Here is an 11,953-nt window from a genome sequence, read left to right as displayed (position 1 = left end):
ATCGTCCATGTGACCGAAATTCAGGTACGGCGGGCCAAGCCGGACGACGCGGAAGCCCTGGTCCGGCTGCGTGGACTGATGCTCGCTGCGATGGGCAACGATCTCGGCGGACCGGACGCGCCGTGGCGGGAGGCCGCGCGGCAGTGGTTCGTCGAGCAGCTCGCGTCACCGGAGACCTTCGCGGCGTACGTCGTCGACGATCCGGCGGCCGGATTGGTCGCGTGCGCCGCGGGCAATGTCTACGTCCACCCGCCGGGCCCGAACGACCTGACCACGCTTCGCGGTCACCTGTACAACGTCAGCACCGAGCCCGACTTCCGCCGCCGCGGCCTGGCCCGGGCCTGCGTGGTTGCGCTGATGGACTGGTTCCGCGACGAGACCGCCGTCGGCCAGGTCGAATTGCACGCGACCGACCACGGCATCGAGCTCTACCGGGCGCTCGGCTTCACCGAGTCGCGCTATCCGACACTGCGCTTCCGCCGGAGCTGACCCACCACGCTGGAAACCGCCTGCATCCGTGGGCGGAGAAGGGTTTGCGGGCACAGGGGCAAGTAGTCAGTGAGGACGCGCCCGCCGCGGGTGCGGTGTGAGGAGCTCACCAGATGCGCCGCTGGACTGTCGTCAGGACGATCGGGTGGGCGATCGCGGTCGTGGCCGTGATCGCGGCGCTGTACCAACTGCCGGCCAGCCCGTTCGCCCGCCACGGCTACCCGGATCGCCGCGCCGCGGAGACCGGCTCGGCCGGCGTCGCGTCGTCGTCGGTTGCTTCGCGACAGACACCCAGCGGCCCGGTCAACCCGTCGTCCTCAGCACCGGCGGTGAAGCCGCAGCCGGTGATCACCTATCCGATGGCAGGGTCCCGCTCGTACGCCGTTCTGCCCGGCAATGCGGCGGTGATCGGGCGATCCGGGCGGTTGATGAGGTTCCAGATCGCGATCGAGGGTGGGATCACCGGGATCGACCGGGCCGCGTTCGCGCAGTTCGTGCGGACGACGTACGGCGCGCCGCAGGGCTGGGCGTCACACGGGCTGTGGCGGTTCCGGCAGGTCGGGTCGGGGCAGGACCCCGACTTCACGTTGATGCTGGTCACGCCGCAGACACGCGACACGATCTGTGGGGCGGCGCCCGACCGGTACACCAGTTGCCGGATCGGCGATCGCGTCGTCCTCAACGTCGCGCGCTGGGTGCACGGCGTACCGAACTACGGCGCACCGCTGACGGCATACCGGCAGTACATGATCAACCACGAGACCGGGCACCGGCTCGGCCGCGGGCACGAGCTGTGCCCGGGGCCTGGTCAGCCGGCGCCGGTCATGCAGCAACAGACGCTGGGTCTGCACGGCTGCACGCCGTACGCATGGCCGTACCTCGACGGCGCCCGGTACACCGGCCGCCTAGGTCAGTACGACGACCGCGTCCCTCACTCCTGAATGATTGCGATGACATTGCCGGCCGGGTCTTTGAACCAGGCGATCAGGGGGCCGATCCCGCGGTAGATGCCGGAATCGTCCTGATCGTTGTTGTAGCGCTCGAAGCTGACGCCGCGGCCGGTCAGCTCCCGGACCGTCCCCTCGATGTCCGCGACCGGGAAGTTGAGCATCGTGTATTCGGCCGGGACGTGGTCCGACTTCGGGTAGACCAGGATCGGGTTGCCGCCGGCAACCTTCAGCTGGAGCATCCCGTTCGCCTCCCCGACATCCAGTCCGAGCGTCCCGCCGTAGAACGCCTTCGCCGCCTCCAGGTCGTTCACCGAGAACCCACTGAACGCCTTCGTGTCCTTGAACATCTGATGTCCTCCTCGCTTGCCTGACATCAGGTACGTCGACGCCGTCGGCGTCATTTCGACACTAGTTGTGCAGCGCGACCTGGGGAATGGCCCGGGTGACGGTGGCGGACTCGAGACCGTCCGCGACGGTGTGCAGCAGGCGGACCAGATGTGCCGCGTCGGTCGGGCCGAGGATGCCGGTGACGACGTCGAGGACACGGACGGTCAGTCCGTCGAGCTGGGACAGACGCGCCTGCCCCAGCGAGGTGACGGTCAGCGGCGTGGTCCGGACCATGCCGAGCGCTGCCAGATCCGCGATCGCCAGCTCGGCCTCGGCCGGGGTGATGCCGACCTGGTCGGCGACCTCGTCCGGGGTGGTCCGGCCGTTCCCGATCGCGTTCAGCACGAGCGCGGCCGGCATCTTGATCCCGACCGCGTCCTGCAGACCGAGGATCAGTGGGTGGGCGTGGCCGCGGACGCGTTCCACCGCGTCCAGCAGCCGGAGTGCGTCGCCGACGTCGCCGATCAGTTGCTCGGTCTGCACGGCCGCGAGGCCGGTCGGAGCCGATTGGGCGACTCCGTTGGCCCCCCGCTGAGGGACCGCAAGAGCCTTCGTTCCAGCGTCTTCGATGGTCACGCCTCCAGCGTACGGAGTGGTTCTGACAGCTCGGCGTGTCGTTCCTGAAGAAACCCTGTGAATCTGAAGGCATTGATCATCTACCCTCGCGACCATGCAGCTGAGCGGGAAACGAGCGCTGGTGATCGGTGGCGGTGGCGGCGGGATCGGCCGGGCGGTGACCGAGGCCCTCGGCAACGAAGGGGCTGCGGTCGTGGTCGGGGACCTCGACCCAGGTCGTGCCGAGGAGGCGGCTGAGACAGTGCGGCAGCGAGGCGGTACGGCGTACCCGGTGTCGGGTGATGTCCGCTCGCTGGCCGACATCGAGGCGATGGTCGCCGGCGCGGTGGAGAAGCTGGGCGGACTGGACGTGCTGGTCACGGTCGTCGGCGGGCAGGTCGCGTTCGTGCCCGCGGTCAAGCTGCACGAGATGGCCGACGAGGACTGGGACACCATCTACGAGGTCAACCTCCGCTACGTGGCGCGGGCGATTCGCGCGGCGTTGCGCGTCTTCCTTGAGCAAGGTGGCGGCACCATCGTCAGCGTCGGCTCGGTCACCGGATTCATGGCCGCTCCGCAGCAGGCGGCGTACGGCGTGATGAAGGCGGGACTGCTCAGCCTGGCCCGGACTGTGGCCGCCGAGTATGCCCGCGACGGCATCCGGATGAACGTCGCGGCGGCCGGCGCGATCGCGACCGCGGTGGCCAACGCGAATGTCGACGCCGAGGTGGTCGACGAGATCCCGGCCGGCCGCTTCGGCCGCTCCGAGGAGGTCGCCGCCGCGGTCGTCTACCTCGCGTCCGACGCGTCCTCGTATATGACCGGACAGCAGGTCGTCCTCGACGGTGGCGTCTCCGTCCGCGGCCCGTTCGACTGAAAATCACGACAGTCGAAGACCTGCTCGAAGAATGCGGTTCTGGCTGGTCTCGAAAAAGTTTGCCCGGCGGCGGACAAATCGCGATCGGGGCGTGACTTCGCGTCTCGGTCCTCCGTTGGATCTGACGTGACGGTGAACACACGGCGCACCGGCACCGCGCTCGCTCCGCGCTCCCAGGCCGACCACCCCTCGAAGAATTGCTAGGAGGACCAGTGACAACCGCCACCGCCACCCAGACGTCTGAGCGCCGACGCGTCCGAGTCTGGTTCGGTGAGCACGTGATCGCCGACTACAACGCCGAGCCGGCGTTGGCCGAGCGGTACGCACACGCCATGAGCCGTCGCTTCGCCGGTCTTCGGGTCACCAACGACCCGATGCCCGCCGTCGACCGGCTCCCCGACCCCCTGCCCGGCGAGCGCATGTGGGACGTAGCCCCCCGCTGAGAAGACCCCCGGTACCTTTTCGCGTTCCGTTTCTCACCAGACAACCCACCCGGAACACGGCAAGGGTCGAGAACCTCACCTCGATCACCCATAGGGACCGGTCTTGGGCGGCGAGCGAGTGTTGGCGTTCTGCTCCTCGCTTGCCGCCATTTCTTCCCTGCAAATGCGCCTGACAACGCAAGACCGCGTCCGCACCGGAACCCCAAGTCCGGTGCGGACGTTTGTCGTCAGAGCCCGGCGTAGTACTCCGGCTTCATCTGGATGAGCTGGACGTAGTTGCCGTCCGGGTCGATCAGCGTGGCGAACCAGCCGACGCCGCGATCCTCCGGGTGCACCAGCCACTCGACCTCGAGCGTGCGCAGGTGGGCGGCCGTCGCCTCGATGTCCTCGACGGCGAAGTTCACGATGCAGCGGCCGGGCTCGACGGTCTTGGTGGTGACGTCGTCGCGGTGCTCGATGACCAGGCCGAAGCCGCCGAGGTTCAGGTTTGCGTACCCGTCGACCTCGGCGTGGAAGCCGTCGCGGTACCACGCCGTCAACCGGTCCGGGTCGGTACTGCCGAGCAACATGCTGTTCAGAACGGGCCGTGCCACGGTGTCTCCTCTGTCCGTCGAGCTGCCGATCAGCTCACACATCCAGTACGTCGGAGCCGCGCCGGCCGTCTCGACATCAGGGCCGGGTGATGAACTCCGTCACGATCGGTCCGAGCACCTCGGGTTCGACGTCGTGTGGCTGACCAGCCATCGTCAGCCGGCGCCCGCCCGGCAGCACCTCGGCGACGACCTGCGCGGTGTTGCGTCGCCAGTCCCGGCTCTCACCGCCGTCGATCACCAGCGCCGGCACGGTGATCGCGGTCGCCCAGTGGTCCGGGATCGTGAAGTCGCCCATCATCAGGGTGTCGTAGGCCAGGGTCGGCGCCAGCGCCTCGAGGTCCTTCCAGAGTGGAGCGGTCCGCAGCGGGGCGACCACCTCGGCCGGCATCTCCACCGCCGTGATCAGGAACAGTTCGGTGGCGTCGCCGTACCGGCCCTGCGCGACCAGCTCCTGCAACCGGCCGGCGAGATCGAGTGGCACTGATCGTGTGTCGTCGATGATGAACGGCGGCTCGATCAGAAGCAGCCCGCTGATCGGCACACCACGCGCTGCCGCCTCCGCCGCGAACACGGCCCCCGTCGAGACACCGAGCGCGTACGCCGATCCACCCACGAGCTCGACGATCGCGGCCAGGTCCTCCAGCTCACGGTCGACCGCCCACGGCAGCACATCCCCGCTGTCACCGCGCCCCCGCCGGTCGTACGTCGCGACCGTGAACCCGTCGGCCAGCCACTTCGCCAGCGGGATGAACGTACGCCGGTCGTTCAGCGCTCCACCGACGAGCACGATCGCTGGACCGCTGTCGCCGTACACCTCGGCGACGATCGGCGTACCGTCGGCCGACCGCACGGTCTCGATCCGCGGGCGCCTTGCCGTAGGCAACGATCTCCGAGGCGGCGCGGCCTCGCCGTAGAGACCGCCCAGGTAGGCGAACAGCTCGCTGTGTCCGTAGAGCCGCGGCTCTGTATGCTGCGCCAGCCCTTCGAAGTAGCGCTCGTACCGTCGCCGGACCGCCTCGACCTCGCCCGCCTCCTCCAGCCGCTGCAGGCAGAACGCCCGCACGGTCTCCAGCAGCCGATACCGGGACCCCGACGTCCCATCGACGCGGACGACGAGCGACCGATCGACCAGCCTGCTGAGGACCTCCGCGATCTCGGCCACCGGTACGTCGTCACCCGAGCACACGGCCTCGGCCGCGGCCAGCGTGCAACCGCCGGGATGCGGAGCGAGTCGCCGCAGCACCGCCCGCTCGCGATCGCCGAGGAGATCCCAGCTCCACTCCACCATTGCCGACAGCGTCTGCTGGCGGTCCGGCAAACCACGCTGCCGGTAGCGATCGTCGAAGCGGTCGACCAGGTCGCGAACGTCCATCGCGCCCACCCGGCTCGCCGCCAGCTCCAGCGCGAGCGGCAGCCCGTCCAGCCGCCGGCACAAGGCCGCAACCGCGTCGATGTTGTCGCGGGTCAGCCTGAAGCGGGGATCGGCGGCCTCCGCGCGGACGACGAAGAGCTGCACCGCCGCGCTGTCAGCCGCGTCGCTCCCGGCGACCGGAAGATCCAGCGGCGGCACCGGATGGCGATGTTCGGCCGCAATCGCGAGCGGTTCCCGGCTAGTGGCGAGGATCCGCACACCGGGTCGCTCACGCAGTAGCCCCGTCACCACCTGCGCGGCGGCCTCGATCACATGCTCACAGTTGTCGAGGACGACCAGCACATCGGAGCCAGGCTCAACCTTGGCTTCGACCGACTCCGCCACCTCATGGGCATCGGCTCCCGGTTCAAGCGTCGCCAGGTCGACCATCCAAACGCCGTCGGGAGGAGTCATGCGGCGAGCCGCCGCGAGGGCGAGGCTCGTTTTGCCCACGCCACCCGGACCGGTCAGGGTCACCAGCCGCGCCGCCTGGAGCTGTGCCACGACTTCGTCGATCGCGGCATCCCGGCCGATCAACTCCGTCACCACGGCCGGCAGGTTGGTCTTGCGCTGCGCCGACGCCGATGGTTCCGACGTGAGGATCGTCTGCTGCAGTGCGACCAGCTCGGCATTCGGATCCAGCCCGAGCTCCTCGCGTAGCCGATCCCGCAGGTCGGCGTAGCTCGCCAACGCCTCCGCCTGCCGCCTGGCCTGATGCAAGGCCTTCAGCTGTACGGCGCGGAGCCGCTGGCGCAACGGATTGCGGGCGACGAGTTCGGCCAGCTCGGCGACCAGTTCCTCGTGTTCACCGAGGACGAACCGGGCTTCGGCGCACGCCTCCTGCACGGCGAGCCGTTCCTCGTCGAGCCGGTCGATCGCCGCCCGTGCGAACGCGTCCGCCGCGACATCGGCGTACGCCGGACCTCGCCACACCGTGAGCGCGTCGGCAAGGGTCGCGGCGCGCATCTGTGCGCTCCCGGTCTGCCGGGCGCGGGTGGCAAGCGCTCGGAAGCGACCCGAGTCGAGCTCCTCGGGTGCCACCGACATCAGATAACCGGCCGGCCCGGTCCGGATCAGCTCCCGCGCGCCCGGCTCGGCCTCGTCGAGCGCACGGCGCAGCTGGGACACGCGAGTCTGCAGGGTGGCGGTCGGGTTGACCGGAAGGTCGTCACCCCACAGGTCGTCGATCAGCGTGGTCGCGGCGACCGGGCGGCCGGCGTGCAGCAAGAGATCGGCCAGCAGCGCCCGAACCTTCCGATCCGGGATCCGCACCGCCTGGCCGTCGTCGGTCCACGCGGTGACCGGCCCAAGCACGCCGAAACGCATGCGGGTCAGCCTAAGGCCGGAAAGCCGTCGGTGAATCCGGAAGTTGTGTGTCCGGAATGGGGCCTAGTCTCTGGGCATGGATCAAGAGTTCGTCGGCGAGGTGATCGAGTGGCGCGGGCCGGCGCCGTACTACTTCGTGCCCGTGCCGGAGGAGGAAAGTGCCGTCCTGCGGGGCGCGGCCTCGGCCGCCGGCTACGGCTGGGGGATGCTGCCGATCCGCGTTCGGGTCGGCAGCACCGAGTGGAAGACGTCGCTGTGGCAGAAGGACGGTGGCTACCTGCTTCCGCTGAAGGACGCCGTGCGCAAACCCGCAGGACTGGACGCAGGCGACGCGGTGGACATTCGGCTCATGTTCGACGCGCAGCCCCGGAGGCAGAAGAGGCCGCCGGCCAAGCGGGTGCCGGTTCCCCGCCCGACGGGCTCGCGGGAGCCGGTCACCGCCGAGCAACTCACGATCGTTCCGGCCAACGAGGCGGCTTGGGAGGACCTGCGGGCGGTCTTCGGCACGGCCGGTGAGACCGCACGGTGCTGGTGCCAGCGGTTCCGGATGCTGCCCAAGGAGTCCTGGGCGTCCGAAGGTCCCGAAGAGCTCGCCGCCCGGCTCCGCGACCAGACCGCCTGCGGAAACCGAAAGGCACGGGCGACGAGCGGCTTGGTCGCGTATCTCGACGGCGAGCCCGTCGGCTGGTGCGCTGTCGCGCCGCGGGCGGACCACCCGAGGCTGCTCCGCGACTTCCGCGTCCCGTGGCTGGGCCGCACCGAGGACAAGGCGGACACCACCGTCTGGGCCGTGACCTGCTTCGTCACCCGCGTCGGCTACCGGCGCCGAGGAGTCGGCCGCGCGCTCGCCCGTGCGGCCGCCGGGTTCGCCCGTGAACGCGGCGCCCGCGCTGTGGAGGGCTACCCGGACCTCGTGGACGGCGGGTTCGTCGGCACTCTCGCCATGTTCGCCGATGCCGGGTATGCCGAGGTGAATCGGCCGGGCACACGCCGCGCCGTCATGCATATCGACTTCTGAGCCCAAAGAGTTTCTGAAGTGGCCGGTCGCAGGCTTGCCGGCATGACAACCACCACGAAGCAATCCACAGCATCACTTCTCCTGGCGGGCGCGCTCGCCGGCCCGCTGTATGTCGGCGTCGGCACCATCGAGGCGATCGTCCGCGACGGCTACGACATCCGTCGCCACTCGCTGAGTCTGCTGGCGAACGGCACCGGCGGCTGGATCCACTCCACGATGATGGTCGTCACCGGCCTGCTCACCGTCGTCGGCGCACTCGCCCTCCGCCGGGCCGGACTCCGGTCGCGCTGGGCCTGGGGCGGCATCCTCGCGTACGGCGCCGGTGTCGCCGCCGCGGGCCTGATGCGCGCCGACCCGGCCGATGGTTTTCCGATCGGTACGCCGCCTGGGCTGCCGGAGACCGTCTCGTGGCACAGCTTCGGTCACATCATCGCCGGGTTCATCGGATTCATCGGCCTGATCGTCGCCTGCTTCGTCGTCGCCCGCCGCTTCGGCCGCGACAACGAGCGCGGGTGGTCGCGCTTCTCGCTGATCACCGGCATCCTCTACATCCTCGGCCTGGTCGGCCTGGCCACCGGCAGCGGCACCGCGGTCGTCAACCTGGGCTTCACGGTCGCGGTGATCGTGGGCTGGGCCTGGTTGACTCTGTTGATGGTCCGCACTCGCACGGAGGAGATCCGATGAAGTTCACCGCCGAGCTCCTGTCCACCGGCAAGAACACGGCCGGCTTCGTCGTCCCGGACAGCGTCGTCGAGTCCCTCGGCGGCGGCGCGCATCCGAAGGTCAGCGTCACCGTCAACGGCTACACGTTCCGCACCTCGATCGCCCGGATGGGTGGCCGCTATCTGCTCGGTTTCAGCGCCGAACGCCGTACCGAGGCCGCGGTCACGCCCGGCGAGGTGCTCGACGTCGAGGTGGACCTCGACACGGCTCCGCGCGAGCTCGACGTACCCGGGGAACTGGCCGCGGCGCTGGCCGCGGATGCGAAGGCCAAGGAGTTCTGGGAGACGTTGAGCTACAGCAAGCAGCAGTGGCACGTCCTGCAGGTGACGGGGGCGAAGACCGAGGAGACCCGGGACCGGCGGATCGAGAAGTCGATCGGGATGCTGCGCGAGGGCAGGGCGCGCTGATGCGCTTCATCGCGGTGTTGCGGACTGCCGAAACGCACGGGTTCCCGCCGCCGGAGCTGGCCGAAGGAATCGCCGCGCTGGGGGCGGAGGCGGCTCGCCGCGGGGTGCTGATCGACACGGCCGGGTTGTTGCCTCTCGCAACGGCCACCCGGGTCGGGGTCTCCGGTGGTGAGCTCACCGTCACCGACGGCCCGTGCGGAGATCCCACCCCGCTCGGCGCGTACGCCGTGTACGAGGTGGCCACCCGCGACGAGGTCATCTACTGGACCAAGCGCTTCATGGACCTCCACCGTCGTACCTGGCCGGGCTGGGAGGGTGAGTCGGAGATCCGCCAAGTGGTCGGGCCGGAGTCCTGATGGGCTGGCCCGCTGGAGTGACGACGGGACCGCTCGGGCCTGAGCACCCGCCCGCGGCGGTCGACGTCGCGAACGCGATCGCCACCGCCGACGACAGCGGCAGCCACGTCACCCCTGACGACTTCGCCGACGAGCTCGACGGTGCGGACTCGCTGGGCGTATGGCTCGGCGGCCGGCTCGCGGGGTACGGCCTCGTCCCGCCGCCGGACGTGGTCGACGGGCAGCCGATCGTCACGCTCAAGGGCGGCATCGACCCTGCGTTCCGGCGACGCGGTCTCGGCGGGCCACTCCTCGACTGGCAACTGCGGCGCGCGGCGGAGCAGGGCGAGGTCGTCGACGTCACGGTCCAGCCGGTCAACGCCGGTGGCCTCGCGCTGGTCGCGAGCCGGGGGTTCCGGCCGATCCGCTACTACCGCGTGATGCGGCGCTGGTACGACGATCAGCCGGTGCGGGTGCCGTCGCTGCCCGACGGGTTCGCGATGATCGGATTCGACCCGCGGTACGACGAACTGCTGCGGCTCACCTACAACGAGATCTTCACCGGCCAGTGGGGATTCCTCCCCAAGAGCGAGGAGCACTGGACGAAATGGTTCACCAGTCACCACGCCTTCCGGCCGGAGTTGTCGAGGATCGTGGTCGACGGCGATCGGATCGCGGCGTTCGCGCTGGGCTATGAATTCACGGTCGACACCGAACAGACCGGCGTACGCGAGCTGTGGATCGGTCCGCGCTCGGCGTGGACGCGGACAATCCGACGGGAGCCTCCCGGCTGTACGAGTCGCTCGGCTTCGTGACCGTGACGAGCGAGATCCAGCAGCGGCTCTCGCTCGTACGACGGAGTACGGAGAGCTGATGTCCGGCGCGCGCCAACGTCGACGTGATGCCGCTCGGTGATGCGCTGCTCGGTCTGGCCTTCGTGTCAGCAGTACGTCCGGCAACCACGGTCGACGCCGTACGAGCGTCTGGTCCTGGCAACCAGCGAGACAGGTGAGAGTTGGCCACCGTCGTGCCAGCTGTTGAGGAACGCCTGCGGTGGCACGGCCCCACGCCGGATCCACCACACACCCGCGGCCGTAGGCCAGCTGATCGCAAAGTGCAGATGCGGCGGCGTGAAGCGAGCACTTCCGGTCTTGCCGGTCCGCGCGAGCACCTGCCCGGCCCGCACCGACACCCCCGGACGAATCCCAGCCTCGATCGCCGACAGATGCGAGCCGTAGTACCGCACACCGTCAACGCCGACGACCGATACCGACAGTCCGCCCCGATCCGCCCCCACATTGGTCTTCGGATCCCACGCGTCCACCCGTGTCACCTCGTCGACCCGCCCATCGACCGGTGACACGAACCGGCACCCGACCTTCGCAAACACGTCCGACGCCGGATAGTCATGGTGACTCTGCGAAGCATCCGCCCGACATCCGGCGATGGGGAACACGTACCGAATCCGCGCCGCCGAAGGCCGAACAGGCACCGTCGTACGCCGCGTCGGCCCGGCAGTCGGCGTCCGCTCAGGTGTCGGCTTAGGCGTCGGCTCGGGCGTTGTCGCGACGCGCGTCGGCGTCGCGACCGGCCCGCTCTGACTACTCGGCTGCCCACGCTCGAAGACACCGGCCGACGACAGCGCGAAGATCCCAGCGGCCGCGACAACCACCGCACACGTCAGAAAAACCGCCCAGACCCGACCCGTCACGGGAACCAGAAGGCGTTGACCGCCGCCGTCGAATACACCGTCTCGCAGGGAATCCCGTTCTTGTCCGCGTCCATTCGCTGTGGCATGTCGTAGTACCACCAATAGGCGACGGCCTGCGCGTACGTCGCTCCCCGAGCCGCGAGATCCCGGCAGAACAACCCAGCCGTCCACGGCACGACGCCGGTCACCTCACGCCCGTTCCAGTACGCGGCGACATCGCCGCGCGAATAGACGGTCTCGCACGGGATTCCGTTGCGGTCGGCATCCATCTGGTCCGGCTGGCCGTGCAGCCGCCAGTAATCGATCGCCGCCACGTAGCTGTACCCCTTGGCCTTCAGGTCCCGGCAGAACAGTCCCGCGGGCAACGATCCCACGTCGCCGGCAACCTTCGGTGCTGCGGGTGCGGACGACGTCGTGGTGCCTTCGACGGGCGGTGCCACGGTCCGTGTCGCCACAGAGACGGGCGCCGCCGGCGCGGACGCCGGCGTGCTGGCTGCCTGCTTCGACGGATCATCCTTGGTCATCAGCACCAGCAACCACGCTAGCAGGACGAGGATGACCCCGACCGCGACTCCGGCCAACGCTGCCAGGGTCGCGTTGCCGCGTTCATGACCGAAACGACCGGGCTTGTGACAATGCGTGCGCGAATACAGTTCTCCATTCATGATTCCCCCCGCTGTCATTGAAGCTCCGGGGGTCATCGGTGTCCACGGTTCATCGGCAGAGCA

15 protein-coding genes are annotated in these 11,953 nt (G+C 69.4%); 9 read left to right on the top strand and 6 right to left on the bottom strand.

The features are described from left to right. Positions 1-9 precede the first annotated feature (9 nt). Positions 10-489, top strand: a complete 480-nt coding sequence (locus OG555_RS12420) for a GNAT family N-acetyltransferase (RefSeq protein ID WP_329482990.1) — start codon at positions 10-12, stop codon at positions 487-489. A 113-nt stretch (positions 490-602) separates the two neighbouring features. Beyond that, the gene (locus tag OG555_RS12415; RefSeq protein ID WP_329482989.1) at positions 603-1,430 is read left to right on the top strand and encodes a DUF3152 domain-containing protein; all 828 of its coding nucleotides are present in this window, start codon (positions 603-605) and stop codon (positions 1,428-1,430) included. Here the strand turns inward: OG555_RS12415 and OG555_RS12410 are convergent. Both OG555_RS12410 and OG555_RS12405 read right to left on the bottom strand, forming a co-directional pair. Continuing rightward, positions 1,421-1,786 (bottom strand): VOC family protein, encoded by a 366-nt coding sequence (locus OG555_RS12410; protein WP_329482988.1) that lies wholly within the window; start codon positions 1,784-1,786, stop codon positions 1,421-1,423. The two genes, OG555_RS12415 and OG555_RS12410, sit on opposite strands and share 10 nt — an antisense overlap. Before the next feature lie 61 nt (positions 1,787-1,847). Further along, positions 1,848-2,402, bottom strand: a complete 555-nt coding sequence (locus OG555_RS12405) for a MarR family transcriptional regulator (RefSeq protein WP_329482986.1) — start codon at positions 2,400-2,402, stop codon at positions 1,848-1,850. A 94-nt stretch (positions 2,403-2,496) separates the two neighbouring features. Here OG555_RS12405 and OG555_RS12400 point away from each other — a divergent pair, with 94 nt between their 5' ends. Continuing rightward, positions 2,497-3,258, top strand: a complete 762-nt coding sequence (locus tag OG555_RS12400; RefSeq protein WP_329482985.1) for an SDR family NAD(P)-dependent oxidoreductase — start codon at positions 2,497-2,499, stop codon at positions 3,256-3,258. A 212-nt stretch (positions 3,259-3,470) separates the two neighbouring features. Further along, positions 3,471-3,701: a hypothetical protein gene (locus OG555_RS12395; protein WP_012924486.1), complete on the top strand. Its 231-nt coding sequence runs from the start codon at positions 3,471-3,473 to the stop codon at positions 3,699-3,701. 227 nt (positions 3,702-3,928) lie between these two features. Here OG555_RS12395 and OG555_RS12390 read toward each other — a convergent pair whose 3' ends face one another. Continuing rightward, complete coding sequence (locus OG555_RS12390) at positions 3,929-4,294, bottom strand: VOC family protein (RefSeq protein WP_329482984.1); 366 nt, start codon at positions 4,292-4,294, stop codon at positions 3,929-3,931. Positions 4,295-4,370: 76 nt separating this feature from the next. Beyond that, entirely contained in the window at positions 4,371-7,031 is a 2,661-nt protein-coding gene (locus OG555_RS12385; RefSeq protein WP_329482983.1) for a BTAD domain-containing putative transcriptional regulator, read from the bottom strand. A 76-nt stretch (positions 7,032-7,107) separates the two neighbouring features. Here OG555_RS12385 and OG555_RS12380 point away from each other — a divergent pair, with 76 nt between their 5' ends. From OG555_RS12380 to OG555_RS12360, 5 genes are read left to right on the top strand one after another with little or no spacing between them, the layout of a single operon-like run. Continuing rightward, positions 7,108-8,049: a DUF1905 domain-containing protein gene (locus tag OG555_RS12380; RefSeq protein ID WP_329482982.1), complete on the top strand. Its 942-nt coding sequence runs from the start codon at positions 7,108-7,110 to the stop codon at positions 8,047-8,049. 42 nt (positions 8,050-8,091) lie between these two features. After that, positions 8,092-8,733: a DUF998 domain-containing protein gene (locus OG555_RS12375; RefSeq protein WP_329482981.1), complete on the top strand. Its 642-nt coding sequence runs from the start codon at positions 8,092-8,094 to the stop codon at positions 8,731-8,733. Then, positions 8,730-9,179 carry a YdeI/OmpD-associated family protein gene (locus tag OG555_RS12370; protein WP_329482980.1) on the top strand — a complete coding sequence of 150 codons (450 nt, stop codon included), beginning with the start codon at positions 8,730-8,732 and terminating at the stop codon, positions 9,177-9,179. Before OG555_RS12375 ends, OG555_RS12370 begins: the two co-directional genes overlap by 4 nt. Beyond that, the gene (locus OG555_RS12365) at positions 9,179-9,535 is read left to right on the top strand and encodes a YciI family protein (RefSeq protein WP_329482979.1); all 357 of its coding nucleotides are present in this window, start codon (positions 9,179-9,181) and stop codon (positions 9,533-9,535) included. Before OG555_RS12370 ends, OG555_RS12365 begins: the two co-directional genes overlap by 1 nt. After that, positions 9,535-10,329, top strand: a complete 795-nt coding sequence (locus tag OG555_RS12360; protein ID WP_329482978.1) for a hypothetical protein — start codon at positions 9,535-9,537, stop codon at positions 10,327-10,329. The genes OG555_RS12365 and OG555_RS12360 overlap by 1 nt, the downstream gene beginning before the upstream one ends. Before the next feature lie 125 nt (positions 10,330-10,454). Here the strand turns inward: OG555_RS12360 and OG555_RS12355 are convergent, their stop codons facing one another. Both OG555_RS12355 and OG555_RS12350 read right to left on the bottom strand, forming a co-directional pair. Continuing rightward, on the bottom strand, positions 10,455-10,877 hold the full coding sequence (locus OG555_RS12355; protein ID WP_329482977.1) for a M23 family metallopeptidase: 423 nt from the start codon (positions 10,875-10,877) through the stop codon (positions 10,455-10,457). Positions 10,878-11,221: 344 nt separating this feature from the next. Then, positions 11,222-11,890 (bottom strand): excalibur calcium-binding domain-containing protein, encoded by a 669-nt coding sequence (locus OG555_RS12350; RefSeq protein ID WP_329482976.1) that lies wholly within the window; start codon positions 11,888-11,890, stop codon positions 11,222-11,224. Positions 11,891-11,953 lie beyond the last annotated feature (63 nt).

Source organism: Kribbella sp. NBC_01484, assembly GCF_036227145.1.
Taxonomy (GTDB): Bacteria; Actinomycetota; Actinomycetes; order Propionibacteriales; family Kribbellaceae; genus Kribbella.
This window is presented reverse-complemented; position numbering and strand designations above follow the sequence as displayed.